Origin of the sequence: Craterilacuibacter sp. RT1T (assembly GCF_023502145.1) — a bacterium.
Taxonomy (GTDB): Bacteria; Pseudomonadota; Gammaproteobacteria; order Burkholderiales; family Chromobacteriaceae; genus Craterilacuibacter.
Genome location: NZ_JAMFLI010000011.1, coordinates 42971 through 68175 on the forward strand (window position 1 = coordinate 42971; position 25205 = coordinate 68175).

Here is a 25205-nt window from a genome sequence, read left to right on the forward strand (position 1 = left end):
GCATGGCCTTCCAGCACTCAGGCCATCAATCCAGTCATTGCACCGCGCACACCCGCGATCTGGAGCAAGTCTTTGGCGCAACTCGATCTGCGTCAAGAGCGCGCGCTAATGATTAGCATGCCCGCAAGTGCTCCGGCCCCGTACCACTAGCTTCTGTTTTTCTCGAGCGGTGTAACGATCATTGATCGTCCCTTTTAACACAAGGCACAAATTAATGCCATATAACTTACCAACCAAACCCAACCTAGATGGCGAGCGCTCATAGTTTATGATGCGGAACTAATTGAAAATGGTTATGATTGAAGAGCTTTATATGGAGAAAATTTATGCCAATAGATAGCGGAAAGGACCCTCTTCGCAGACTGTGGTTATCTGCAGTTGTATTAATGAGCGTGCTAAGTGGCATTCTTGCTCTATTGCTACTTGTGACCGAACTACAGGGTACATTAGACCGTCGTCGGCAGTCATATGAAGCCCTGCTCGACACATTCACCTCGATCTATATACAAGAGCAGCTTGGACGCGACGGGGCTTTGCTGGACGCGTTATCTGCACAGCTTAAGCTAACTGAAGAGCGTCCACTGGCATTGTCATCCACTTGGCCACTATTGGTAAGAACTCTAAAAGCCGGTGGCGAACATGCCTATTTCTACAACACTCACTCAGAGCTGATCGAAGCCTATCCTAATTGGGAAAAGCCTTTAGGGTTTGTCGCAACAAAGCGTCCATGGGCAATATTACTTAATCCAGATATTAAAAAAGAGACCATCTGGGTTGGCCCCTATCTAGAGTTTAGTAGCCAAAAGCCAATGATGACCGTCGTGCGTCGTGTGCGTAATGTAGATGGTGCGCTAAGAGGCCTGCTGATGGTAGATTTGGCATTGGAGCCGGTTAAGCAAGCAATTGGCAGAGCCATTAAATCAACACCAACAACTCTGATTATTTTTAATCGAGAAGGCCAGATTGTTGTTGATGCAAATCCCAGAGGGATACCTGTAGACGCAAACATCCTGCGCAAGGCCGATTTTTCAGGTAGTTTATTTAAATCATTAAAAAATGGAATGGGAATCCACCGCCATATTAAATCACCAGACTGGGATATTGTACTTTACCTTCCTGCAAATGAACTGCATAAGCAGATACTAACTACCGCCCCACGCTACATATTGGCACTATTTGGCCTTTTATCACTCTGGCTTGCTGGATTGTTAATGCTGAAGCGTTTATTCATGCAAGAGCAGCGATTTTTGCTAAAAACAATGACAGCCTTAGAAAGGCAAAAAGAAGGAAAATATATTCAGCCCAGGCACAAATCAACATGGTTTTTTGACGAACAATGGAAGATTGTTCGTCACATTGCAAAAAAATTAAATGACGCAAATCGCGCCTCACAAGAAGACATATTGACTGGCCTTGATAACCGTCGCGCTTTTGATTCTGATTTCATTACCCGCTGGGACTCTGGCTCTGAATTCTGGCTACTGGCGATAGACATTGATCATTTCAAGAAAATTAATGATCGCTACGGTCATCTCGTTGGTGACACCGTGTTGCAGCGATTAGCGACAGCGCTGAATTATGATAGAAATTGCTTACGTGTATACCGCACAGGTGGGGACGAAATGCTGGCAATCGCCAACGAACAGATGGAGATCGAAGCCCTGTTATCTCGCTTACTTGAAAATGTTACAACTTTGCGGTGGCGGGAACACGAGTTAGCAGTCAGTGTCAGCATTGGAGCTGTTGCACGCAGTGAAGCCACTGACGCCAAAGGCATGTTACAGATGGCAGATGATCGCCTCTACCACTGCAAGCAGACCGGCCGTGGTCGTGCATGTTGGTACGACCCTGCCGTTGGCTTAGAATAAAGGCACGCCAAATTAAAATAAATGCATAATCAACATATGCACATTCACTTAATCAATCATCGAGCATCCACCCTAAGAGCTTGCCCACCCCATACCCCACCACCGCGCTGGTAGCCATGGTCAGCGCGAGCGGGGCAAGTGTCGTGGCGGTAACGCCCGCAGCCAGCCCTGTTGCCAGGGCTGTAGTGCTGCCGGCAACCTGACTGCCGGTAACGGCGGCTGTTGCTGCTTGGGCGGCCAGTTGCACTGTGTGCTTGCCGGCTTGCTGTCCAACCGTACTTGCCGCCAGCCGTGCCGCCTGTGATGCGGCAAGGCTGGTGCTGACCAGTTGGCTAACCTGCTGGCTGTCGTGGGTGCCTTCTATACACCAGTGCACAAAGTGCTCGCAGTTGTTGAACAGTACGTTGTAGCCGTCTTCGCCCTGTCGCTTGAAAGCTCGGCCGATGCTCTGACCGGCGTCGAAGCGCCGGCATAGGTGGTGGCGGACACTACAGGACTGATCCTGTTGAAACGCATCCAGCGTCACCACGGCGACGCCATCCTGCACATAGTGGATGACGCGCTGCTGCCCAAGGTAGAGGCCGTGGTGGGTGTAGCCGATGCGGGGGCTGATGAGATGGTCGCCTCTTTGCATAAGGTTCCTTTCGTTTAAATGAATAAGCCCCCGCTCGTGGCGGGGGCGATTTGCCGTCATGCTGCTTCCGGCTCTCTGGTGGTGCCGAGCTTGCTGGTAAGCCTGCTTGGCCGGGTGGTGGTTTTGGCGGGCGCTTCGTCGGGCGGTGGTTCGTCGCCTTCCGGGTAGAACTCCTGCAGCAGTAGCGGGATCTCCTCTTCACTGTCCTCAAACTGGCCGTTCTGCAGCAAATGCCTGGCCATGCGTTCCAGCCCTTCGGTGTCGATGCCCGCCTCCTGCTGGCGGGCGGCTTCCTCGCGTGCTGCCAGGACTGTTTCTGCCAGCTTGTCTTCATCACGCAAGGTGAGGTCCACGTAGTAGACCGGGGCCCGGTACGACTGGGTGGTGCTCTTGGCACGCAGACGCAGCATCAGCGGCAGATAGCGGGTATGCCCGCCACTGACCGCCTCCAGGTAACGCAGGCGTGCCGCCAGCGTGCGCACCGAGTTGTAGCCGGTGGTGCGGAAGATGAAGCTGCCCAGCTCGTCGTTCTGCCCTTCGATCTGCAGATTGAGCCGGCCATACAGCTTGCAGCCCGCCTGAATGCCGTAGCGGCAACGATCCGGCCCCGCGCAAGGCGTGTCTTCCATGCCTTCGCTACTCATGCGCCGGGCGTGTTCGCCATTGCCGACACATACCGGTCGCCCGGTGCTGCGGTCAAAAGCGCTGTACTCGGCGCGCAGATTGAGATCGCTATCGTTGAACAACACCCGCACCGGGATGGCGCGCAGCTTGCCGTTGGCACTGTGCTCGCTGTACTGCTGATGTAGCGGGTGCAGCATCCAGCCGCCACGGGTTTGTACCTGGGTGGTCAGGGTGAAGCTGTCGTCTTTCTCCGGCAGCCACTTGTCGTTCTTGTTGACCAGCTTGCCGATGCTGATGCGCCCGATCACGGGCGGAGTGATGGCGAGTCCTTTGATCATGCTGTTCTCCTTTCGGCTTGAACGATAAAACGGCGTGAGCCGCTGACGGGTTTGCTGTACTGCTGCAGGATGTCGGGGTGATCAAGACTCAAGCGTTCCAGATCCGGTGCCAGCCGGTCTTTGCTTTTCTTCCAGCTCACCCGTCCGCCCTGGAACACGGCAGCGCTGGCCGTGCCCAATACCGCCTGAATCTTCTGCTTGAGCTGCGCCTCGATCGCTTCGGTTTCTTCCTTGTGTTGACGGACCGACAACAGGTCGCGGAACAACGCATTGAATTCCGTCGATTCGGACAAGTCGACAGTCTGTCCGTCGTCCTGCGGGAACAGCCATTGCAGGGCACTGGCTGCATCTTCAGAGCCATCGGGCAGTGGTTGGGTGTCCTGGGTCACACAGGCCCAGAAACGGGCTTCCCGTTCGATTAAATCGGTGATCTTGTCTTCGTCACGATGGATACGGTAGATACGGAAGTCCTGCCCGCCGATCAGTACCGCCACATCCGCCCAGGCGTGGCCGGTGACCGCCAGCTGATGCAGCACCTGACACTGGTAAGCGACAGGGACCCCGTCTTCCCACTGCTGCGCACTGTGATAACCGGCGGTCTTGATTTCCAGCACCCCGGTACCGTCGGCGGTACCGACCACCTCACGGTCGAGGTTGGCCAGCATGAAGTCGTGCTGGGTGTGACGGAGTACCGCATTGACGCGGCGCACCTTGCGCCCGGTGCGCTCGGCGTAGACACGGGCCAGTACCGGCTCCAGCGTCGTGCCCCAGATCACCGCTTCCTTGGCGGAAATGTCGTCGGGGGTTTTACGGCCGGTCTTTTCCAGCCACAGGGTCAGCGGACTCTTGTACGGCGACAGGCCGATGGCGACAGCGGCATCGGACGAGCCGATACCCTGACCACGTAGCGCCAGCCAGGCTTCACGTTCCAGACCGACGGTGGAAGCCACACGTACTGCATTGCCATAACGTTCACGCATGATGGATCTCCTAAAAAACATAAAGCCCGGCTGGCAAGAGCCAGACCGGGCCGTCATGGATGGATAAATGGGATAAAACGGATGAACAGGAATGAATAGCAGTCAGCAACCGGCCGCCGCTTGCGGCAGGCATTCGATGGCCGATGCTTCGAGCGGCAGCTGCTGCATGATCAGTGTGAGCGCAGCTTCTGCATGACCACCCCGCGCCATAAAGCGGGTCGCGAGCAGTGCCAGTTGGCCATGCACACGCGGTGATGAAGGCATATCCCCTTCACGCGCCAGCACGGTGCCAAACCAGGCACCCAGCTCTTCGGTGACCTCGTACTCGAATACACCGGGGAAGGCGTAGTGCTCGGATAGTGCTTCGTTCAGGGTGCTGATGGTTTCTGCGTACTGGCAGAGCGCGTCGTGCAGCTCCAGTGCGCCTTGCCCCCATCGTTCGTACAGGGTGTCCCGCTTGCAACCAGCCATCATGCCAACGGTCAGGAACGATGCTTGTAACGCCACGCAATTAAAGGAAGGGGCCATGTCAGTACTCCTCGGCCAGCATCACGGTCAGTACCCGCCGTGTCTGCGTCGAATCGGCAGGATCGTCCGAGCGATAGCGTAGCGACTGATCGTAGTAGTCGATCTTCCAGAACACACGGATACCCTCATGTTCAACGCTACCAAAGTCATGCTCGCCGTAAGGGTCGTTGTCAGCAGTGAAATCATCAAAGTCCTGCATCAGGCCCAGCAGCGCCATTTGCTGTTGCGGCGGCAAGGCTCGAAAGCCGGTCGTAAAGACCAGTTGGCCACCAAGGATCAGCGTCTTGCGTAGCAAGTTGTTCAATAACTGGATACGTAAAGTGGTGGGAGAAATAACGGTAGCTGTCATGGCAAAGCTCCATAGGGCGCACTGATGCCACGCAAGCGGGCAACGGTTGCGGCACAGTCAGATAAAGGGGATGGGGGAAGAACGGAAACAGCAGGGAGAAAAGATGAGCGTGCGGGGTCAGGCAGCCAGCGCCAGCGCATGGGTCAGCGCCTTTTGTTTGAGCTGGGCGCCCTGACCGAACCAGGCCGAATCCAGTCGGTAGTCCTGGCTGCGCGCCCGACGCTTGTGGTCAACAAACTCGGTCATGCTGTTAAGCAAGCCCCAGGCCGTGCCTCGGGTGCCGGTCAACAGCGAACCCATACCCGCGCCGCTATACAGCGCCTGCACTTGTTGCATGGCCTTGGAGGCCACGCTGTCTTCGCCTACGACCAAAGGCTCGTCCAGTACTGCACTGAAATACTGGCGGGCTTCTTCCGGGGATACCGGGCGCTGGCTGAGCTGTTTGATATTGCCGATAAAGGCTTCCCAGCCAGACAGGCCCAGCCCCAGCGCTTCCTTAACAGCTACAGGGTCGAACACCGTCGAGTGCGGCACCTTGACCGCACCGGTCTTGTCAGCCACCGCCATCTGCAGCGTGTTGTTGCACACCACGCGCAAGGAGGTGAACTGCGCAGTAGTACACAGCGTGCCGTCGCAGCTGGTGGCCAGCAGCAAATAAGCCTTCACCCGGTCACCGCCCTTGAGCAGGGTTTCCTGCCCTGTCTTGGCCAGCGCCCACAACTTGCGCCCGCCCTTCAACACGCCGGCCGTCTCCAGCTCGAAGCCACCGGCACTGACCAGATCATTATAAAAGTGCAGCACTTCATGCGGCTGCACCACCTTGTAGCGGTTGGATACGACGGACAATGGCGCCAGCGTGTCCGAGCGGTACAGTACCTTGGCGTCCGTATGCGGGCGGATATGCATGCCACCGGGGGAGACATTGAACAGCACATCACTGTGCTCGATGGTCCAGTCCATACCGGCCTCGCGCAGCCAGGCCGACTCCGGCTGCTGCGGGGACAGCGGGTTACCCAGACCGTGCCAAGGGACTTCACCAACAAACGCCATGGTTTCGACGAGATGAGACATAGAGCACTCCACAAAGCATAAACCCCGGCACAAGGCCGGGGCTTGGGGGAAGGAAAGCCTGTGCTTGCGCGCAGACCTTGGGTTGATTCAAGGGAGTGATATGTGTCTGAATAAATCTGGGATGCTGACGATCGACTCGCATGGCGCCCCCAGCGATGCCATCAGTCCTTTTAAGGTTCGCGTGCCGCGAAGTGCTGTTGCACCCATTGCTCACAGCGCTCCCATAGCGCAGGCGCTCCCCGTTTGGTGGTGGGGCCGTAGCGCTCCAGCACCTGTTCCAAGGTCACCCCGTTTTCTGTCCAGGTGCCGCCGTCGGTGCGGATATTGATCAAAAGAGGCTGCACCCGATCCAGCGCTTTGGCAAACTTGGCGTCGGCAGAAATGCTCTGCTCGAACTCCCGCCACAGCGCTAACAGCTCAGTGCCTTGCATCCCCGGTATCATGCCAAAGAGGCGGATGGCTGCCACATCTTCCAGCACCTCCTGTGATCCCCCGGAAGAAGTCTGGTGGATAGGCATATCCCCAACATCGACCTCAACAATGTCGTGAATCAAAAGCATTTGAATCACGCGAGAGATATCGACTTCTTCCTCGGCATAGTCCTTCAAGAGCAAGGCATACATCGCCAGATGCCAGGAGTGCTCAGCACTGTTTTCTTTGCGGCTCTGATCTAACAGCGGTGACTGCCGGATCACATTTTTAAGTTGATCAATCTCGCACAGGAAAGCGAACTGCTGGTCCAATTGGCTGGTGGGCATGTAGATTTTCATATCAGGTCAAAGAGATCACCCGCACTCGACAATGGTCTCAGGGGGCGTTGTGGGCAGTAATAAAAGCAATTGTGGCATGCTCAATTAAGCTAGCCGATTCTATCGTAACGACGCGGCTCATCCCCCTTCCCTTTCCTGCGCTACAAAGCCCCGGTGCTTAGCGCACAGCCCATCAATGACGGGCGTTTCAAGCTGGCTGCAGTCGTGGCCGTCTGGTAGACTGGTGACGATTTTGAACGATTTTCAGACAGACTTGAGCACCAAGCCATGAATTCAGAACCATGGGTCACAGCCCTTGATGTTGCCCGGCATCTGGGCGTGGTGAAAGACACCGTTTACCGTTGGCGCGAGCGTAAGGGCTTGCCCGCGCACAAGATCGGCCGGCTGTGGAAGTTCCAGTTGTCAGAGGTGGACAGCTGGGTGCGTGCCGGCGGAGCCGATGACGAGGCCGGAAGCACACAAAAATAAACCCGCTGTGGGAAGATGCAACATCGCTCAGTAAGGGCAAGCGCCCAGCCCGCAGCCCTTGCCGACAGACGAAAGCGAAACCGCCAAGGCATGCTTTGCTTTGTTAACGCAACAGGCTGTCATCTATTGCGGGGCGCACCCCAGTGCCTGTTTCAGCTTCGCCCTTGCCATCACCAGCCTGTTTCTTTGCCTCGCGCCCGATGCGTGAGCCAGACCCAACGAATTAAAACCGGATATTCACAATGACAAGTATGCAACAACGTGCCGCCCTGCAACGCCAGATCTGGGCCATCGCCAACGATGTGCGCGGTGCCGTCGATGGCTGGGATTTCAAGCAATATGTGCTGGGCACCCTGTTCTACCGCTTTATCAGCGAAAATTTCACCAGCTACATCGAAGGCGGCGACGACAGCATCCACTATGCCCGCTTCCCTGATCATGTCATTACACCTGAAATCAAAGAAGATGCCATCAAGACCAAGGGCTACTTCATCTACCCCAGCCAGCTGTTCGCCAATCTGGCCGCCAGCGCCAACAGCAACGAGAGCCTGAATACCGATCTGGCCGCCATCTTTGCCGCCATTGAAAGCTCTGCCAACGGCTACCCGTCCGAGCAGGATATCAAAGGCCTGTTTGCCGATTTCGACACCACCAGCAACCGCCTTGGCAATACGGTAAAGGATAAAAACACCCGCTTGGCCGCCGTACTCAAAGGCGTGGCCGAGCTGGACTTTGGTGATACGCATAACGGTGATTTTGAAGACAACCACATCGACCTGTTTGGCGATGCCTACGAATTCCTCATCTCCAACTATGCCGCCAACGCCGGCAAATCGGGTGGCGAGTTCTTCACTCCGCAGCATGTCTCACGGCTGATCGCGCAGCTGGCCATGCACGGGCAAACGAGCGTCAACAAGATTTACGACCCGGCCTGCGGCTCCGGTTCGCTGCTACTGCAAGCCCAAAAACACTTCGATGCCCACATTATCGAAGACGGCTTTTTCGGACAGGAACTCAACCACACCACCTACAACCTGGCGCGGATGAACATGTTCTTGCACAACATCAACTACGACAAGTTCAACATCCAGCTGGGCGACACGCTGATAGCCCCGCATTTTGGCGACGACAAACCCTTCGACGCCATCGTTTCCAACCCGCCCTACTCGGTGAAGTGGATAGGCAGCGACGACCCCACGCTGATCAACGACGAACGCTTTGCCCCGGCCGGCGTGCTGGCCCCCAAGTCCAAAGCCGACTTTGCCTTTGTACTGCATGCGCTGAGCTACCTCTCAAGCCGTGGCCGCGCCGCCATTGTCTGCTTCCCCGGCATCTTCTACCGGGGCGGGGCCGAGCAGAAAATCCGCCAGTATCTGGTGGACAACAACTATGTCGAAACCGTGATCTCGCTGGCACCCAACCTGTTCTTTGGCACCACCATCGCGGTGAACATTCTGGTGCTGTCCAAACACAAAACCGACACCACCACCCAGTTCATTGATGCAAGCGGCCTGTTCAAGAAGGAAACCAATAACAACCTGCTGCTGGATACACACATCGAGCAGATCATGGCGGTGTTCGACAGCAAGGCGAATGTCGACCACTTCGCCCGATCCATCCCGTTCGAGCAGGTGGCGGCCAACGACTACAACCTGTCAGTTAGCAGCTATGTGGAAGCGGAAGATACCCGTGAGGTGGTGGACATTGCTAAGCTCAATACCGAGCTGAAAACTACCGTTGCCAAAATCGATCAGCTTCGGAAGGACATTGATGCCATCGTTGCGGAGATTGAAGGAGAGCAGGCATGAACACGCAGCCAGCAGGCGAAATAATCCTGTATCAGCGCGGTGATGCGCCTGCGATTGATGTACGACTCGATGGCGACACAGTCTGGTTGAGCCAGCAGCAACTGGCAGACCTGTTTCAGACCTCGCGCACCAATGTTGTCGAGCACATCGCCAACATCTACGCAGAGGGTGAACTGAGCCAAGAGGCAACCTGTCGGGAATTCCGACAGCTTCGCACCGAGGGCACCCGCCAAGTGACGCGTGCGCTGCCGTTCTACAACCTTGACCTCATCATCTCGCTGGGTTATCGCGTCAAATCAACTATCGCCACCCAGTTCCGTATTTGGGCCACCGAACGCCTGCGTGAATACCTCGTCAAGGGTTTTACCATGGACGACGCCCGCCTGAAGAACCTGGGTGGCGGGCTTTACTGGAAAGAGCTGCTGGATCGCATTCGCGACATCCGCTCCAGCGAAAAGGTGCTCTACCGCCAAGTGCTCGACCTCTATGCCACCAGTGTCGATTACGACCCCAAAGCCGAGGCCAGCGCGCTGTTTTTCAAGACTGTGCAAAACAAACTGCACTACGCTGCCCACGGCCAAACGGCGGCCGAAGTAATTGCCCAGCGCGCCGATGCGGGCAAACCCTTCATGGGCTTGTTGTCCTTCTTGGGCCGTCAACCTACCAAAGCCGAAGCAGGCAATGCCAAAAACTATCTGGATGCCAACGAACTCAAGCGCCTGAACACGCTGGTATCGGCTTACTTCGACGCAGCCGAATTCCGCGCCATGAACCACGAACCCACCTACATGCAAGATTGGCTGACGCACCTCACGCAACTGATTACCGCCATGGGCGGCAAAACCCTGCAAGGCGCGGGCAAGGTCAGCCACCAAGACGCGCTGGCGCACGCCGCAGCCGAATACGCCAAATTCCGCACCCAACAGGCCGCGCAGCCTTCCGAAGTGGAAGCGGTGTTTCTGGAAACCGTTAAACAGGCGCAGAAGAAAATAGAGGGGAAAAGCAGATCTGGCCAAGGCCGCACGAAAGGACAGCGCGATGCGTAAGATAGATTATTTGGGTAAGCTGCTGGATGGGGTTGACGTGGAGCAGATCAAGGTGGGCGAATTAATTTCACCTCAGCGCGGGAGAAGACTCGTCAAAAGCCAATTAGAAGAAGTCGGCAGTTATGCGGTCTATCAGAACAGCATGAAACCGCTCGGCTATTACCATGAAAGTAATGCTCAATCTGGGGCAACCTTTGTGATTGTTGCCGGCGCAGCGGGCGAGATTGGTTTTAGCGATGCTCCATTCTGGGCTGCAGATGATGTCTATTTCTTCCCTGAGGCCGATGCTGTTAACAACAAATACTTGTATCACTTTCTTTTGACGAAGCATCATGAGATTTCATCTCAAGTTCGCAGGGCAAGCATTCCGCGCTTATCAATAACTGCCGTTGAAAAACTCGAAATCCCACTCCCCTGCCCAGACAACCCCAAAAAATCGCTGGAAATCCAGGCCGAAATCGTCCGCATTCTGGACGCTTTTACCTCTCTTACCGCCGAGCTTACAGCCGAGCTTACAGCCGAGCTTACAGCACGCAAGAAACAATACAACTACTATCGCGACCAGTTGTTGAGTTTTGAAGAGGGGGAGGTGTCGTACCTACCCATGGGTCAAGAAGGCGTCGGTGAATTCATTCGTGGAGGCGGACTACAGAAAAAAGATTTTACGGATTCTGGCGTTGGATGCATTCACTACGGCCAAATCTATACGTACTATGGCACATATACCGAAAAGACTAAAACTTGTGTCTCACAAGAGTTTGCCAAGAAAGCGCGCAAAGCCAAATCCGGTGATTTAGTCATAGCAACAACTAGTGAGAACGACGACGATGTTTGTAAGGCTGTTGCGTGGCTAGGTAGCGAAGATATTGCAGTGAGCAGTGATGCTTGCATTTACAGACATAGTTTTAACCCGAAATTTGTTTCTTACTTTTTTCAAACAGAGAAATTTCAACAGCAAAAAAGACAGTACATTACTGGCACAAAAGTGCGACGTGTAAATGCCGATAGTTTAGCCAAAATATTGATCCCGGTTCCTTCACAAGAAGAGCAAGCCCGCATCGTTGCCATCCTCGACAAGTTTGACACCCTGACCCACTCGATCAGCGAGGGTTTGCCGCGTGAAATCGAACTGCGTCAGAAGCAATACGAATACTATCGCGATCTGCTGTTGAGTTTTCCCAAGACGGCAGCAGAGCCCGCACCTGCTGCCGTGGAGAAATAACATGGACAAGATAGCTCAAGTCAAGCAACTGGTCAGCGAGATCAACCGCTTGCATCGTGATTTTTCGAATGACTTTTTCGAGACCGGAAAAGTCGAAAAGATCAACCTGTCCAGAACCATCAAGCATGTACCGCCCGCGCATATTTACCGCTACCGGCTGGCCTTGCACGAGAGCGTCAACGATTACCTGATGACGGCGGACATTGACATCAAGTACTTTTACCGCGTGAAGACGCGGGAAAGCATTGACGACAAGATCGGGCGTTTCGCCAGCCGCGAAGACCAATACCCGGTCAACAACTGGCTGAATGATATTTTTGGCGCCAGGATCATCCTGTCCGCCACTGAAATCGAAACCGTACTGGATTTGCTGGATGCGTGGCAGGATGAGCTGGGCCTGAAAAACTGGTATTTGCGCGATAAGGCCGGCTATCGCGGCCTGCATGTGTACTTCAAGAACAAGAGCAATTACTTTTTCCCGTGGGAGCTGCAAATCTGGGATGCGGCAGATATTCAAAGCAATATCGACAACCACGAGAAGTTCAAACGCCTGTTCATGTGATTTTTTGCCACGGCCATTCAAAAAGCAACAAGCCGTGGCGTATCGAATCCGGCTTTAACCGTGAAGCCCACAAGGCCGGCACAACAAGGGTGAAACAGCATGAGCGACTACAAGACCATCGCCGAATCGAAAAACTTTATTGTGCTTGAGAAGTACAGCAAGGACTGGAAGGTGGCGGACAGCTACCAGAGCGAGAATGCGCTAGAATGCGAGCTGATTCAGGATCTGCAAAATCAGGGCTACGAATACCTGGCCGGCCTGAATTCTGCACAAGCCTTGCTGGCCAATGTGCGCGTGCAGCTGCAAACCCTCAATCACGTGCAGTTTCTTGATGGCGAGTGGCGGCGCTTTGTGGAAACCTTCCTGGATACGCCCAGCGACAGTATTGTCGACAAGACCCGCAAGATTCACGACAACCATATCCACGACTTTGTGTTCGACGATGGCCGTATCCAGAACATCTACTTACTGGACAAAAAGAACATCGCCCGCAACAAGGTACAGGTGATCCGCCAGTTTGAGCAGGCCGGCAGCCACGCCAACCGCTACGACGTGACGATTCTGGTCAACGGCCTGCCGCTGGTGCAGGTGGAGCTGAAAAAGCGCGGCGTAGCGATCCGCGAGGCCTTCAACCAGGTACACCGCTACAGCAAAGAAAGCTTCAACAGCCAGCATTCCTTGTTCAAGTATCTGCAGCTGTTTGTGATCTCCAACGGCACTGACAGCCGCTATTTCGCCAATACCACAGCGCGCAACAAGCACAGCTTCGACTTCACCATGAACTGGGCGAAGGCGGATAACAGCCTGATCAAGGATCTGAAAGACTTTACCGCCACCTTCTTCCAGAAGCACACACTGCTGAATGTACTGCTGCATTATTCGGTGTTCGATGTCAGCCATACGCTGCTGGTGATGCGTCCCTACCAGATTGCCGCTACCGAACGCATTTTGTGGAAGATCAAAAGCAGCCACCAGGCCAAAAATTGGAGCAATACCGACAGCGGCGGCTTTATCTGGCACACCACCGGCTCGGGCAAGACGCTGACCAGCTTCAAGGCAGCACGGCTGGCGACCGAACTGGACTTTATCGACAAGGTGTTCTTCGTGGTGGACCGCAAGGATCTGGATTACCAGACCATGAAGGAATATCAGCGCTTTTCGCCGGACAGCGTGAATGGCTCGGACAGTACCGCCGGCCTCAAGCGCAACCTGGAGAAAGACGACAACAAAATCGTCGTCACCACCATCCAGAAGCTCAACAACCTGATAAAGAACGAAGCCGAGCTGCCCATCTACGGCAAGCACGTGGTGTTCATTTTTGATGAGTGCCATCGCAGCCAGTTTGGTGAAGCGCAGAAGAACCTGAGCAAGAAATTCAAGAGGTTTTATCAGTTTGGCTTTACCGGCACGCCGATCTTCCCGCAAAACGCTTTGGGTGCAGAAACCACCGCCAGCGTGTTTGGCCGCGAGCTGCATTCGTACGTAATCACCGATGCCATCCGCGATGAAAAAGTGCTCAAGTTCAAGGTGGATTACAACGATGTGCGACCGCAGTTCAAGGCCATCGAAACCGAGAAGGACGAAAATAAGCTGAGCGCGGCGGAAAACAAGCAGGCCTTGTTGCACCCGCAACGCATCCGAGAAATCAGCCAGTACATCCTGCACAATTTCCGCCAGAAGACCCATCGCCTGCATGCAGGGAGCAAGGGCTTCAATGCCATGTTTGCCGTGAGCAGCGTGGACGCGGCCAAGCTCTACTACGAGTGCTTCAGGGAACTACAGCAGGACAGCGACAAGAAGCTGAAAGTGGCGACCATCTTCTCGTTTGCCGCCAATGAGGCGCAGGAGGCGGTCGGCGATATTCAGGACGAAAGTTTTGACGTGTCGGCCATGAACAGCAGCGCCAAGGAGTTCTTGAGCGCTGCCATCGCCGACTACAACGCGCTGTTCAAGACCAACTTCAGCGTGGACAGCAACGGCTTCCAGAACTATTACCGCGATCTGGCCAGGCAAGTCAAAGCCAAGGAAATTGACTTGCTGATCGTGGTGGGCATGTTCCTGACCGGCTTTGATGCACCCTCCTTGAATACCTTGTTTGTCGACAAGAACCTGCGCTACCACGGGCTGATGCAAGCCTACTCGCGTACCAACCGCATTTTTGACGCCACCAAGACCTTCGGCAATATCGTCACCTTCCGCGATCTGGAGCAGGCGACCATTGATGCCATCACCCTGTTTGGCGACAAGAACACCAAGAACGTGATCCTGGAGAAGAGCTATCAGGAGTACATGCAAGGCTTTACCGATGTGGTAACAGGTGAAGCGCGCCGTGGTTTTGTCGAGGTGGTGAAGGAGCTGGAACAGCGCTTTCCTGACCCTTCCGCCATTGAAAAAGAGTCCGACAAAAAAGCCTTTGCCAAGCTGTTTGGCGAGTATTTGCGCATCGAGAACGTGCTGCAAAATTACGACGAATTTGCCAGCCTCAAGGCCTTGCAAAGCATCGACATGAACGACCCGCTCGCTGTTGAGGATTTCAAGGCCAAACACTATTTGAACGATGACGAGCTGGCTGCGCTGCAGGCAACGCGTTTGCCATCCGAGCGCAAGGTTCAGGACTACCGTTCCACCTACAACGATGTACGCGATTGGCTGCGCCGGGAAAAATCTTCTGCTGAAAAAGAAAAATCCACCCTCGACTGGGACGATGTGGTGTTTGAGGTGGACCTGCTCAAATCGCAGGAAATCAATCTGGACTACATCCTGGAGCTGATTTTCGAGCACAACAAGAAGATCAAGAGCAAATCCGACCTGGTGGATGAAGTGCGCCGCATGATTCGCGCCAGTCTGGATAACCGCGCCAAGGAGGGCTTGCTGGTCGACTTTATCAATCAGACCGATCTGGATCAGATTGGTGATAAGGCCAGCGTGATTGATGCCTTCTTTACCTTTGCCCAAGCGGAGCAACTGCGTGAGGCGCAAGAACTTATCAGCGCCGAGAGCCTGAATGCAGCGGCGGCCCGGCGCTATATCAGCAACTCGTTAAAACGGGAATTTGCGAGTGAGAATGGCACTGAACTCAATGCCATTTTGCCCAAAATGAGCCCGCTGAACCCGCAATACCTGACCAAGAAGCAAAGCGTATTTCAAAAGATCGCCGCCTTTGTCGAGAAGTTCAAGGGCGTGGGCGGGCTGGTTTAAATTGGATGATTTCAGCCATATAGACAGCCTTTAAGCCAAGCATAAACCATGCTTGAGCACCGGGCAGAAATGGCGTACCGGTGGGTGCCTAGTCTTTTCCCATGTGCTCTGGGGGTAGCGCATAAGAAAAGGCCTCGACAATGGCTACGACGATGTGCCCGGCTATCGCTTGGCTTGGTTCCAGCACAGGATAGCGCTTAATCAGCTTGTTAGAGATGCGATTACCGTTTTCGCGCACGCTGCGGATGATCACATCCAAGTCGTTATCCGGTGCTTCCAGTACCTGTTTGATCGCTTGACGGGCACGTTCGTTGGCTTGCAGGAAATGGGCCTCATTCCGCATTTCCAGGCTCAGGGTCTGGTCGATCACCTGCGCCAGATACGCGACATGGGCGGTCAGATCCGGATAGGCCCAAGCCGGGCGCGCATCCTCGTACGCATCAAAGTGAAAATTGAAGATCACGCCATCTTCTGCCTCAATGCTTTCGGCAAAACGATAGTGTTGATTGTAGCGCTGTAGCAGTGGACGCGAGAAGCGTTCCAGCACCCGGTCGTAGTCCGCCCGGTTGCGTGTGCTGTGGGTGATGGTGGCAGAGACAGGTAAAATAATGGGGGCAGGCACCTGGCCATCCCGCCGCAGTACATCATTGATCAGGAAGCGTGAAATCCGGCCATTGCCGTCCGCCATGGGGTGCACGTATACAAAACCGAAGGAGGCTACCGCAGCTCTCAGCAAGGATGCCTGACCTTGCGTACGGCTCAGGAAGGCTGACAAACCACCCAGCATCGGTACCGTATCGTCCCAATGCGGCGCAATATAATCGACTACCGGTTGGTAGTGTGAGGTGTGGCCAACAAATACCGGGGATCGACGTAAGCCATAGCGTAATGCCGATTCACCTAAGATGCCTCGCTGTAGGCTGGTAAGTGTTTCAGGTGCAAAAGGGTCATCGTGACGGCCACACTCCCTTTCCATTACCGCCGCAAAGCGACGGATTCGGTCTTCCTGCCCTTGCTCTCGTTCGATCTGGAAGCTGGCTCGGCTTTCCTTGACTGTCAGCCATACCGTGCTGCGCAGGATCAAATCCACACCGTAGTCGTCTTCCAATTCAACTAGCTTAGCTGCGATGTCGTAAGCCTCAGCCTGTCTGATGGCATCCGTGCGCCGGACGATAGGACAGAAATCGCGATTGCCGGGCAAGTTGTCCCGCACCCGCCAACGCGGGTTGTTGATCGGGGCTCCCGTCAGATAGCGCCTATCATCCAGTGCGTCCACATAATTGCCACGCGCTACGCCTGCAAAATCAAGCTGCTCTCCTGTCAGCCATTCGTACAGGAAGCCGGCACGCCTGGCGTAGGCGCCGGTGGGTTCAGCATGAATCCAGACAGTTAGCGCCTCTTTGACCGTTGGCCTTTGAAACAGCCTGCTTAAAAATTCGAGGTGTACTTCTTCATGCTTGAGCGCAAACGTTAGCTGATCCTTCAGTGTTTCGGCAGGCCGGTAACTCTCTGGATAGACCTCTCGCCGGAGGTCATTTTCCAGCACTGTCGTGCGTGAGCTACCGATGGTGCTTTGTATAGCAAACGGATGGACCGGGTCGATGTCGTGGGCCTTGGCAAGCCACTGGTAGCCGATAGTGGGCATCGTTTTGTTTATCCCGTTACTGAAACGATTACATTATGACTATTTCTAGAAAAAACAGTTACAACTAGCGCCGTGACTATGCACTGCCAGCTACGTCTAGGCTATCTCAAGCTCAACCGATGTTCGATGCAGACGCTGGCCTATAGTCCACCACTGGTGGTGGGCGGGAGACACGTTGCAGAGTTCAAAAAATAAGCTCCTCCACTAACTCGGAGAAGGCACTGCCTGGCACAGACCAGTCCACTTGAGTATCTGGAGTGGCATAAACAAGTTGAGAGGCACTGGGCATGCCTCCAATACGGGGTCGCCCTGCTGGCGAGCGCCGTTCGGTCAGCGGGTGGCTGGCACCGTAAGTCCTGACCTTGTGAGCCCAATGGGACATACCTAGCGCTATCGCATCGTTTTGGATAGCCGCACGGATCAGATGATCCGGCTTGGCGAGGTAGGGGACAACATGGGTCAGCAACGCCAGCCTCTTCGGCCAGTCGTTATGGCAGATCATGCCTAGCCCGTTGACGGGGTAGTTGGCCGCTTGTCGGTTACAATTCCAGTAGGTACCTTTACCTTTCGTGATCTGGTTACACCAGTATTCGCCAATCAGATCGGCGTAGTAGACATCATTTTGAATTTCATGGCCATTGAAGACGAACAGCGCATGATAATGATACGACTTGTCAGGAGTAAACTCTAAGCTCCAGATCATCCCGATGTTGTGTTCAAAAATACTAGGCTTGCCACGTCTATTAGCAAGCAAGCGCTCAAAGTCATCAATTATCTCAAAAGCGCTTATCGCGCTTTGATGCTCGACTCTGATGCCGAAATCAACACGAACTATCACTAGTTTTGAAGGACCATAACGCCACAATGACTCGATCAAATTCAATCTAGCCGCAAATACATTACTGTTAACTGAACAAGATAGTTCCATAGAACCCCTAGCCATTATAGGAATAGACTATCAATACAATAGTAAAGCTAATAATAAACTAATACCTAAATCAGAAAGATCTGATGAAACGAAATAACCGCCCTCCAAACGGAAAAATACCCTTATTAAACAGTAAAAGCACGAATCACCAACTATACGTAATTATCTCCGCAAATAAAAATAGCCTATTGAAAAAACATGCACAAATCAAAAAAATCTCCTTTAATATAAAAAACTTAACGCAACGATTAGCATTTTTAGACAAATAAAAACCAACGTCAAGACCCGTCAATTCAAGTCAACGCAAATAACCGTAAATACCACATTTACAAATCGACTACTAAATTCGAATATGGCCCTATCCAGACATCGATGTATTTTCCGATCATGCCTACCTAATTCGACAACCAACTTTGCGTGACCATTGTAGGATCCCATGAATATCTAGATTTTTCCCACTTTTTTAGATTTTTTAGATTTCACATATAGCCTACGCAGAGAAAATAATGGTCTCCAAATTTGGGGGCCATTTTTACTGATGCTAAGTCGTGGAAGTGGTTACTCTTCGACCGAAGCGAATAATTCATCATTAAAGGTGCAATGTCTGCTATCGCCCCACAGCAGACAAAGGTTCACCAACAAGGAGTGCGTCAGGTTTTTAGAGTAAAGCTACCGCTCTGTGATTTATCTGAGCGGCAGCACATCGGCCAGAACCGACTGTGGGGTAGGTGAAAACATAGAGCCCGTTTCGCGAGGGTTGCTGCCGTTCGAGTCTCGTTGTTTACAAGGGCTGGTTCTGAGATGACAGCATCTGTCCTCTCACTTTGGAGCTGCGATGATAGAGCGGCTTGCGTTAAACGAGACAACCAGTCCAATATGACCCCATGGAAATACAGCACGCCCTTCCCCGCAGACGCGGCCGCCCGCCAAAACGGCCCGATGATACGTTCGAAACGCGAGAGCTGCTGCTGCGCGCCGGGCTGGAGGTGCTTACCGAGAAGGGATTTGCGGCAACCGGGATTGACGAAGTGCTGAAACGCGTCGGCGTACCGAAGGGCTCCTTTTATCACTACTTCGATAGCAAGGAAGCTTTCGGGGTTGCGTTGATTGAGCGCTACGCGAGCTACTTTGCCCGTAAGCTGGAACGCCATTTTAGTGGCGAATCAATGACGCCGCTCGAGCGCCTGCAGGCGTTTGTAGACGACGCGCAAGCCGGCATGGCGCGGCACGGTTTCCGCCGTGGCTGCCTGATCGGCAATCTCGGTCAGGAGATGGCAGCCTTGCCGGAGAGCTTCCGGGCGCGTCTCAACACCGTGTTCGACGACTGGGAGCGCCGTCTGACCCATTGTCTCGAAGCGGCGCAACGGGATGGGCAGATTCCTGCCGCGTTGGATTGCGCGCAACAAGCGAGCTTCTTCTGGATCGGCTGGGAAGGCGCGGTCTTGCGCGCCAAACTCGAACGTAGTACCAAACCGCTCGAAATCTTCGCAAATGGTTTTTTCACCGGGCTGCAGCGGGGCTGATTTTTTTAACTGTTTATAGACGATCGGTCTAAATTACGGAGAAGATGAACATGTTTAAAGGCATTCTGATCGAGAAGGATGACGCCAGCTATCGCGCCAATCTCAAGGACATCGACGAAGCGCAGTTGCCCGAGGGTGATGTCACTGTCCGCGTTAGCCACTCGACGCTCAATTACAAAGACGGTCTTGCCATCACCGGCAAGGGGCCGGTGGTTCGACGTTTCCCGATGGTGCCCGGCATCGATCTGGTCGGCACCGTCGAATCGAGCACCCATGCCGAATACCAGCCGGGCGACAGCGTGTTGCTCAACGGCTGGGGCGTCGGCGAAGGGCACTGGGGCGGACTGGCCCAGAAGGCGCGGCTCAAGGGTGACTGGCTGGTGCCGCTGCCCAAACAGTTTTCGCCGCAACAGGCCATGGCGATTGGCACTGCCGGCTACACCGCCATGCTCTGCGTGCTGGCGCTGGAGCGCCACGGTGTGAAGCCGGAACACGGGGAAATCGTCGTGTCCGGCGCCGCCGGTGGCGTCGGCAGTGTGGCAACCGCGATCTTGGCGAAGCTCGGTTATACGGTGGTCGCAGTCAGCGGGCGCAGCGAAGAGGCCGATTACCTCAAACGCCTGGGCGCCAGCGAAGTGCTCAATCGGGCTAATTTCTCATCGCCGGGCAAGCCGCTGGGCAAGGAACGCTGGGCTGGTGCGGTCGATGTCGTCGGCAGCCACACCCTGGCCAACATCTGCGCCACCACCAAGTATCGCGGTGTGGTGACGGCATGCGGGCTGGCCGGAGGGATGGATTTCCCGGCAACGGTGGCGCCGTTCATCCTGCGCGGCGTGACGCTGGTCGGTATCGACAGCGTGATGTGTCCGCGCCCCGAGCGCCTTGAGGCTTGGCGTCGCCTGGGGACGGACCTCGATATCTCCAAACTGGAGATGATCAGCACCGAGATTTCGCTCGCCGAGGCGATTCCCTATGCGTTCAAGCTCATCAATGGCGAGATCCGCGGTCGGGTAATCGTGGACATCAACGCCTGAAAGATTGTGAGCAGCTCTATTTGCTGCCTTGCTGCTGGTCGGCCTAGCGAGCCGTTTTTCTGAGCAGGCCTTGCTCGCCATGACCGCGACCATCTAGGTATTTGTGTATCCTGACGCCTATCCTACCCACGGCGTCTGGGCAGCCGCTCTCCTCTTCATTGCGGTGCGCGGCCCGGGGGTGTTTTCGATCGGCAATGGAATGCGGATGAGATCGTCTCGTTTGTCGAGGAGGTCAAGACGGGAACGCTGGCACTGAACAGAATGCTCATTGGCAAGGCTTGCATCAGCTGCTGGGGGGTTCCAGCGCAAAGATCTAATCCAGTGGCTAGCGGCCATGTAAACAGATAGGGCTAGGAGCTGCGCCGCTGCGGTTCCTGCGGCTTGGCCGCAACAACCGCAATGGCGCAAGCTCTCTCCCGCTTATTGAGCCAATCCCCTGCGATTGCGATAACAGCCTATCGCCACACTCAACGCAGCAGGATCGTATCCCCATGTTGGCTGCATGTCTACATAACTAATCCGTTCAAGTTGCCACAGCCCCACCTGACCGCGCTGGCACAATACCTGCAACGCAGCCATCAACCTATCTTTACTGCGGATGCTGTTAGGGGCATGTTTACGGATATCGTTACGCATCAGATACCGGTTGCCTCGATGGTTGGCAAATTGATAGAGCCAGGGCAATAGTAGGTCAGCATCTTGTTCGCATTGAGGAATTTCCGGCGGCAAGGCGAACAACCGCTGGTACTCCTTGATGTGCCAGTCAATTAAGTTGATGGCGCGCTCCAGCATCTCCAGCCCAATGACATCGCTGTCGTTCTCGAAGATTTCAAAAATCGCCGCTAACTTGGCGACATGGCGCGTCGCTTTAGCTGCGTAGTCACGCACATCTGCCATGCACCCAAAAGGACGTATATTCCATTCGATCTGCTCTCTTAGATTGTGAAAGCGCTCAGCGGCTTCCGGGCTGAACTCGACGAGACGCTTTTGCGCAATGGGTTCACCATCCTCACCAACGGACTGCGTCAGCAATGCTTGCACGCGCTGATGGAATACATCCAACGGCCGCTGGTCTAGTTCAATCGGCGAAACGTTGCGGTAACCTTGGTTGTCCGGCGGACAGCACACCAACATCCGCGCCATCGTCCCAAGATCCCGTCCTTCACTGCCTCGGCGCTTGAAATACTTCTGCAACTGAGCGGTCTGGATACCCAAGATCAACGTTGCACGCGGCTGATCGATCAGGATCGGCTCATCTTGGCTACGCCGGTCGATACTGATAGTGTGGCCGTCCCAGCTCTGGTTCAATAAAGGGAGGCCATTGGCCATGTGCCCATTGAAAAATATTGAGGCTTCGTCGATGGGTAGCGCCACGTTTGGCCAAAACTCCCCCATCCCGTGCAGCAGTGCCTCCACCGTCGCATCGGAGTAAGACAGTTTGAGACGGCGCGGTTTTTCCGGTTTGGCGAGCATATGTGCTGCCAAGTATTGCTTGGCATCACTCGTATCCTGTTTCTTGCGTACCGCCTTACGCAGATCACTGGACAGCTCATCCAGTTCCAGCTTCCACGCTTGGTGATCTATTTCATACTGTTCGAGCAGGACAGCATGCTCTTGATAGCGACGAGCCTCCCATGCCTGTACCGAGCCATGGCGTAACATATTCAGCGTCGGCGTTTTGCCGCCACCACTATCGACCACGCCCAAAACCCAGGTCGATGTCGGGCAGCGGGGACCTTGCGGGATCTGGACATCGGCAATGCCCTGAACTGCTTCCGACATCACTCCGATTGCCATCGTTCCGACCAGGGCTGGTGCCGATTGAACTTGACACTGAACTACATTCAGCGCCTGCCAAATATCAGGTGGAAATTGGTCAAACGGGTACCATGAACTAGCAAAGGCGTAATTCATTTCACACCTCCATCTTGCAGTTGCACGATGGCGTTGGAAGGCCAATACAAGCGTCCATTCGGGAACTTCACTGGCTTGAGCCCAAAATAGCTCCCTGTTTGGTTGAAACGTTTGCGAATCGACTGCGGGCGCAGCGAAAGCCCGCTCGCAAAATCATTTGTATTCAGGTACTTGACACTCTTGTTCACAAAAATCTCCTAATAAAACGAAGGGTGGGGCTACCCTTCTGTCGTTGATCCCCGTTGAGTGCAGCCAGAATACTGACGGTGGCTGAGCACTACACCCGGAAATCTGCAGAGACATAGCGAGGCATACGGTCAGCAGGCCAAGAGGTCGTGTTAGGTAAGACTATCGCCTCTGTGCGGGATGCTTGAAGAACGGCAGGATACGAAGTGTCATCTCGGGGATGTAGACCGATGGACTTATGCAGATAGCTCAAAATAATCGAATGTAGTAGCATTCAATTTATTGACTACCATTCCACTGAGAGGCGCTTGTGAATAAGCAAAATAAAAATAATTCAGAAGAATTTTTTAGAATGATGTTTGACTTGGGGAGTAAAGAAAAAATCACGACTCCAAGCTATGCCGATTTTATCCAAGCAATATCCATCATTTTTGATATTAACAAAGATGAAAAAAAGCAAACTAGGCCACGCGAAATGTCTGAATCTCGGAGCATATTGCAACGGCAGACAATTCATGATGAAACAATAATTAGTGTCTTGACGCTTTGCCAAGTAGAGGAAAGAAAACAAAAGTTTTTAAAAAAATGCTTCTTAAAGATCGAAAATATACTATCCAGATTGAAATCAACCCCTATATTCTCACCAAAATCACGCCTACATGGCGATCTGTGTTTTTTCTGGCTAGTCACATTACCGCAGACAATGGAACTTCTACGGTTTTGTCGTGACGTACAAAAGATTGATTTTGCTGCAGAACTACTACACTACCTAAAATCGCTAGCACAACAAGACCTCCCTGAAAAGGCTTGTATAAAGATGTTAAAGGACGAAATTAGCGAACTACTAAATGGCATTGAATGCTCTGAATTCAAGATTGCGATAGGCCGAATAGATCACCGCTCATTCCCGAAGACAAAATCTATTAATACAATTCTTGCCAACCTAGAAACAGAGATCAGTATTGATTTAGACAAAGAAAATGCAAAGGATATTACCCTTAAAGCAAGGTTTAAATTTTTTGCTGCAAAATTTGCTTTTAGACTATTTAAACCCTACAGCCAAAATAAGCACCTGGTAGCGATTCCTGACGAAAATACTTTACTTGAAATGCATCAAGGATTACGCAGAGATTACGTGTGCAATCAATATTTCAATGAATATAATTTTGAGTTTACACACAACAAACATTATAAATCAATCCTAAATTTATACTTAAACTCAATAGAACATATCAATTGCGAAGATCTTCCCAGCGAGGTAACCAGCACACTTGGAAGCCTAATAAGTTGGCGCAACCGCGCATTTCTACCCGCTGCGGTAATTAAAAAATTCTGGTGGGACTTAGAAAGAAATCGCGTTGATGAGCGCTATATACGTAACTTTGAGAAGGCATTTTTATTTACAACAAGCAACTATCAATACGGCCAAATTGCTGCACAAATCGCAAGCATGCTATTGGCACTTAAAATACAAAAAGTAGAAAATATACCGCACAAAAGCTTAGAACCATTAGTCATGACACTGATGGCAAACAATCCAATATCGAATGAAATTACATTATTCCATGAAACTCCATTCGGCCCGAAAAAAGGGATAATATCAGACACCTCTGATTTCAATATTGCTCAAGCAATTTTCAACTTCAATAGTGACATCAGAAGTAGCGCACTAAAAACAGATTTATGCAATCCATTAACTGGTCTAAATAAAACACTAGGTTACATATTTGAAAAAATTGACCAAGATATTTTTTTCACACCACCACAACCATTGCCAAATAATTTTTTAAATATTAAACCAGCAAAAGCATTTACGATTCGTCTGTATGATGCGCTAAAAAATATAAATGGACTACTTAAAAATTTCAACCTAATCGAATTACACAGAAGTGGCAGCGATGTGATCTGCGCAGAGTCTTCACTAGCCGGAGAGTCAATAAACAGATATTTGCGGCTAAATAACGTAGAAAAGATCGAGATTTTGAAAAAGATAGATCCTGAACAATATTCGAAAGATTATTCAGCAATGCTACATGCAACAAACCCGCAAAGAAAGCAGGTGACATATTTCAATAAAAAGGGTTACTACTTCTGCGACTTCCTCGTGACCCTGAATGAGGGGCCGGCACTAAAAAAGGAACTACCACAGCCACTGGCGACAGATAGAACGTCTCTCCCTGCGTGATTGGCGATCTCTGGCCTGATTGAACACTGCCCATGACTCACACCTCGCGGCACTGACATATGCACAGTTAACCATCCCTCCTCGCAGTAAGCACAAGGCGGAGATGGACATGATGGTTCTAATCATGGAGCTATCCTGCCAAGGGTAGGATAGCTCTTCCCCTCCCCTACAATAGCCCTACAACTTTTTCATAAATGAAAAACGGCTTACAGAAAAATCTGTAAGCCGTTGATTTTATTGGTGGGCCCTATCGGACTTGAACCGATGACCAAAGGATTATGAGTCCTCTGCTCTAACCAACTGAGCTAAAGGCCCGATCGCAAG

At 53.0% G+C, this 25205-nt stretch carries 21 protein-coding genes and 1 tRNA gene; 10 read left to right on the plus strand and 12 right to left on the minus strand.

Going from position 1 to position 25205, the window contains the following annotated elements:
- The first annotated feature begins 326 nt into the window (after positions 1-326).
- Entirely contained in the window at positions 327-1868 is a 1542-nt protein-coding gene (locus M3P88_RS13920; protein WP_249616609.1) for a sensor domain-containing diguanylate cyclase, read from the plus strand.
- Positions 1869-1920: 52 nt separating this feature from the next.
- Here the strand turns inward: M3P88_RS13920 and M3P88_RS13925 are convergent, their stop codons facing one another.
- From M3P88_RS13925 to M3P88_RS13955, 7 genes are all read right to left on the minus strand, one after another.
- Positions 1921-2502 carry a lecithin retinol acyltransferase family protein gene (locus M3P88_RS13925; RefSeq protein ID WP_249616610.1) on the minus strand — a complete coding sequence of 194 codons (582 nt, stop codon included), beginning with the start codon at positions 2500-2502 and terminating at the stop codon, positions 1921-1923.
- Between the two features lie 56 nt (positions 2503-2558).
- On the minus strand, positions 2559-3464 hold the full coding sequence (locus M3P88_RS13930; RefSeq protein ID WP_249616611.1) for a recombination directionality factor: 906 nt from the start codon (positions 3462-3464) through the stop codon (positions 2559-2561).
- Complete coding sequence (locus tag M3P88_RS13935; RefSeq protein ID WP_249616612.1) at positions 3461-4444, minus strand: YqaJ viral recombinase family nuclease; 984 nt, start codon at positions 4442-4444, stop codon at positions 3461-3463. The genes M3P88_RS13930 and M3P88_RS13935 overlap by 4 nt, the downstream gene beginning before the upstream one ends.
- Before the next feature lie 102 nt (positions 4445-4546).
- Positions 4547-4972: a hypothetical protein gene (locus M3P88_RS13940; protein ID WP_249616613.1), complete on the minus strand. Its 426-nt coding sequence runs from the start codon at positions 4970-4972 to the stop codon at positions 4547-4549.
- A 1-nt stretch (position 4973) separates the two neighbouring features.
- The gene (locus tag M3P88_RS13945; protein ID WP_249616614.1) at positions 4974-5321 is read right to left on the minus strand and encodes a DUF3768 domain-containing protein; all 348 of its coding nucleotides are present in this window, start codon (positions 5319-5321) and stop codon (positions 4974-4976) included.
- 117 nt (positions 5322-5438) lie between these two features.
- Positions 5439-6392, minus strand: coding sequence for a DUF932 domain-containing protein (locus M3P88_RS13950; RefSeq protein WP_249616615.1), 954 nt, complete (start codon positions 6390-6392; stop codon positions 5439-5441).
- A gap of 170 nt (positions 6393-6562) precedes the next feature.
- Positions 6563-7150 carry an HD domain-containing protein gene (locus M3P88_RS13955; RefSeq protein WP_249616616.1) on the minus strand — a complete coding sequence of 196 codons (588 nt, stop codon included), beginning with the start codon at positions 7148-7150 and terminating at the stop codon, positions 6563-6565.
- 279 nt (positions 7151-7429) lie between these two features.
- On the opposite strand from M3P88_RS13955, the gene M3P88_RS13960 reads away from it, so the two are divergent.
- From M3P88_RS13960 to M3P88_RS13985, 6 genes are all read left to right on the plus strand, one after another.
- A complete protein-coding gene (locus M3P88_RS13960) occupies positions 7430-7630 on the plus strand; it encodes a helix-turn-helix domain-containing protein (protein ID WP_249616617.1) in 201 nt (66 codons plus the stop codon).
- Between the two features lie 242 nt (positions 7631-7872).
- On the plus strand, positions 7873-9438 hold the full coding sequence (locus tag M3P88_RS13965; protein WP_249616618.1) for a type I restriction-modification system subunit M: 1566 nt from the start codon (positions 7873-7875) through the stop codon (positions 9436-9438).
- Positions 9435-10484, plus strand: a complete 1050-nt coding sequence (locus M3P88_RS13970) for a virulence RhuM family protein (protein WP_249616619.1) — start codon at positions 9435-9437, stop codon at positions 10482-10484. Before M3P88_RS13965 ends, M3P88_RS13970 begins: the two co-directional genes overlap by 4 nt.
- Positions 10477-11706, plus strand: a complete 1230-nt coding sequence (locus M3P88_RS13975) for a restriction endonuclease subunit S (protein ID WP_249616620.1) — start codon at positions 10477-10479, stop codon at positions 11704-11706. Before M3P88_RS13970 ends, M3P88_RS13975 begins: the two co-directional genes overlap by 8 nt.
- Position 11707: 1 nt before the next feature.
- A complete protein-coding gene (locus M3P88_RS13980; protein WP_249616621.1) occupies positions 11708-12268 on the plus strand; it encodes a nucleotidyltransferase family protein in 561 nt (186 codons plus the stop codon).
- Between the two features lie 99 nt (positions 12269-12367).
- Positions 12368-15466, plus strand: a complete 3099-nt coding sequence (locus tag M3P88_RS13985; RefSeq protein ID WP_249616622.1) for a type I restriction endonuclease subunit R — start codon at positions 12368-12370, stop codon at positions 15464-15466.
- 88 nt (positions 15467-15554) lie between these two features.
- Here the strand turns inward: M3P88_RS13985 and M3P88_RS13990 are convergent, their stop codons facing one another.
- Positions 15555-17111 (minus strand): Fic family protein, encoded by a 1557-nt coding sequence (locus M3P88_RS13990; RefSeq protein WP_249616623.1) that lies wholly within the window; start codon positions 17109-17111, stop codon positions 15555-15557.
- A 184-nt stretch (positions 17112-17295) separates the two neighbouring features.
- Positions 17296-18039, minus strand: a complete 744-nt coding sequence (locus M3P88_RS13995; protein ID WP_249616624.1) for a YagK/YfjJ domain-containing protein — start codon at positions 18037-18039, stop codon at positions 17296-17298.
- Positions 18040-18923: 884 nt separating this feature from the next.
- Between M3P88_RS13995 and acuR the strand changes: the two genes are divergently transcribed.
- Positions 18924-19562, plus strand: a complete 639-nt coding sequence (gene acuR, locus M3P88_RS14000) for an acrylate utilization transcriptional regulator AcuR (RefSeq protein WP_249616625.1) — start codon at positions 18924-18926, stop codon at positions 19560-19562.
- A gap of 44 nt (positions 19563-19606) precedes the next feature.
- Positions 19607-20596, plus strand: a complete 990-nt coding sequence (gene acuI, locus M3P88_RS14005) for an acrylyl-CoA reductase (NADPH) (RefSeq protein ID WP_283773229.1) — start codon at positions 19607-19609, stop codon at positions 20594-20596.
- A gap of 420 nt (positions 20597-21016) precedes the next feature.
- On the opposite strand, the gene M3P88_RS14010 is transcribed toward acuI, so the two are convergent.
- Both M3P88_RS14010 and M3P88_RS14015 read right to left on the minus strand, forming a co-directional pair.
- Complete coding sequence (locus M3P88_RS14010) at positions 21017-22510, minus strand: YfjI family protein (RefSeq protein WP_249616626.1); 1494 nt, start codon at positions 22508-22510, stop codon at positions 21017-21019.
- On the minus strand, positions 22507-22698 hold the full coding sequence (locus M3P88_RS14015) for a hypothetical protein (protein ID WP_249616627.1): 192 nt from the start codon (positions 22696-22698) through the stop codon (positions 22507-22509). Before M3P88_RS14015 ends, M3P88_RS14010 begins: the two co-directional genes overlap by 4 nt.
- Positions 22699-23006: 308 nt before the next feature.
- Between M3P88_RS14015 and M3P88_RS14020 the strand changes: the two genes are divergently transcribed.
- Positions 23007-24881 carry a hypothetical protein gene (locus M3P88_RS14020; RefSeq protein ID WP_249616628.1) on the plus strand — a complete coding sequence of 625 codons (1875 nt, stop codon included), beginning with the start codon at positions 23007-23009 and terminating at the stop codon, positions 24879-24881.
- Between the two features lie 238 nt (positions 24882-25119).
- On the opposite strand, the gene M3P88_RS14025 is transcribed toward M3P88_RS14020, so the two are convergent.
- Positions 25120-25196 (minus strand) — tRNA-Ile (locus M3P88_RS14025).
- Positions 25197-25205: the final 9 nt, after the last annotated feature.

Excerpts from the sequence above, each read along its gene's own strand:
- M3P88_RS13930 (WP_249616611.1), bottom strand. The coding sequence starts at position 3,464 with ATGATCAAAGGACTCGCCATCACTCCGCCCGTGATCGGGCGCATCAGC.
- M3P88_RS13965 (WP_249616618.1), top strand. The coding sequence starts at position 7,873 with ATGACAAGTATGCAACAACGTGCCGCCCTGCAACGCCAGATCTGGGCC.
- M3P88_RS13985 (WP_249616622.1), top strand. The coding sequence starts at position 12,368 with ATGAGCGACTACAAGACCATCGCCGAATCGAAAAACTTTATTGTGCTT.
- M3P88_RS13960 (WP_249616617.1), top strand. The coding sequence starts at position 7,430 with ATGAATTCAGAACCATGGGTCACAGCCCTTGATGTTGCCCGGCATCTG.
- M3P88_RS13990 (WP_249616623.1), bottom strand. The coding sequence starts at position 17,111 with ATGCCCACTATCGGCTACCAGTGGCTTGCCAAGGCCCACGACATCGAC.
- M3P88_RS13950 (WP_249616615.1), bottom strand. The coding sequence starts at position 6,392 with ATGTCTCATCTCGTCGAAACCATGGCGTTTGTTGGTGAAGTCCCTTGG.
- M3P88_RS13935 (WP_249616612.1), bottom strand. The coding sequence starts at position 4,444 with ATGCGTGAACGTTATGGCAATGCAGTACGTGTGGCTTCCACCGTCGGT.
- acuR (WP_249616625.1), top strand. The coding sequence starts at position 18,924 with ATGGAAATACAGCACGCCCTTCCCCGCAGACGCGGCCGCCCGCCAAAA.
- M3P88_RS13975 (WP_249616620.1), top strand. The coding sequence starts at position 10,477 with ATGCGTAAGATAGATTATTTGGGTAAGCTGCTGGATGGGGTTGACGTG.
- M3P88_RS13980 (WP_249616621.1), top strand. The coding sequence starts at position 11,708 with ATGGACAAGATAGCTCAAGTCAAGCAACTGGTCAGCGAGATCAACCGC.
- M3P88_RS13920 (WP_249616609.1), top strand. The coding sequence starts at position 327 with ATGCCAATAGATAGCGGAAAGGACCCTCTTCGCAGACTGTGGTTATCT.
- M3P88_RS13945 (WP_249616614.1), bottom strand. The coding sequence starts at position 5,321 with ATGACAGCTACCGTTATTTCTCCCACCACTTTACGTATCCAGTTATTG.
- M3P88_RS13940 (WP_249616613.1), bottom strand. The coding sequence starts at position 4,972 with ATGGCCCCTTCCTTTAATTGCGTGGCGTTACAAGCATCGTTCCTGACC.
- M3P88_RS13925 (WP_249616610.1), bottom strand. The coding sequence starts at position 2,502 with ATGCAAAGAGGCGACCATCTCATCAGCCCCCGCATCGGCTACACCCAC.
- M3P88_RS13970 (WP_249616619.1), top strand. The coding sequence starts at position 9,435 with ATGAACACGCAGCCAGCAGGCGAAATAATCCTGTATCAGCGCGGTGAT.
- M3P88_RS13955 (WP_249616616.1), bottom strand. The coding sequence starts at position 7,150 with ATGCCCACCAGCCAATTGGACCAGCAGTTCGCTTTCCTGTGCGAGATT.
- M3P88_RS14010 (WP_249616626.1), bottom strand. The coding sequence starts at position 22,510 with ATGAATTACGCCTTTGCTAGTTCATGGTACCCGTTTGACCAATTTCCA.
- M3P88_RS13995 (WP_249616624.1), bottom strand. The coding sequence starts at position 18,039 with ATGGAACTATCTTGTTCAGTTAACAGTAATGTATTTGCGGCTAGATTG.
- acuI (WP_283773229.1), top strand. The coding sequence starts at position 19,607 with ATGAACATGTTTAAAGGCATTCTGATCGAGAAGGATGACGCCAGCTAT.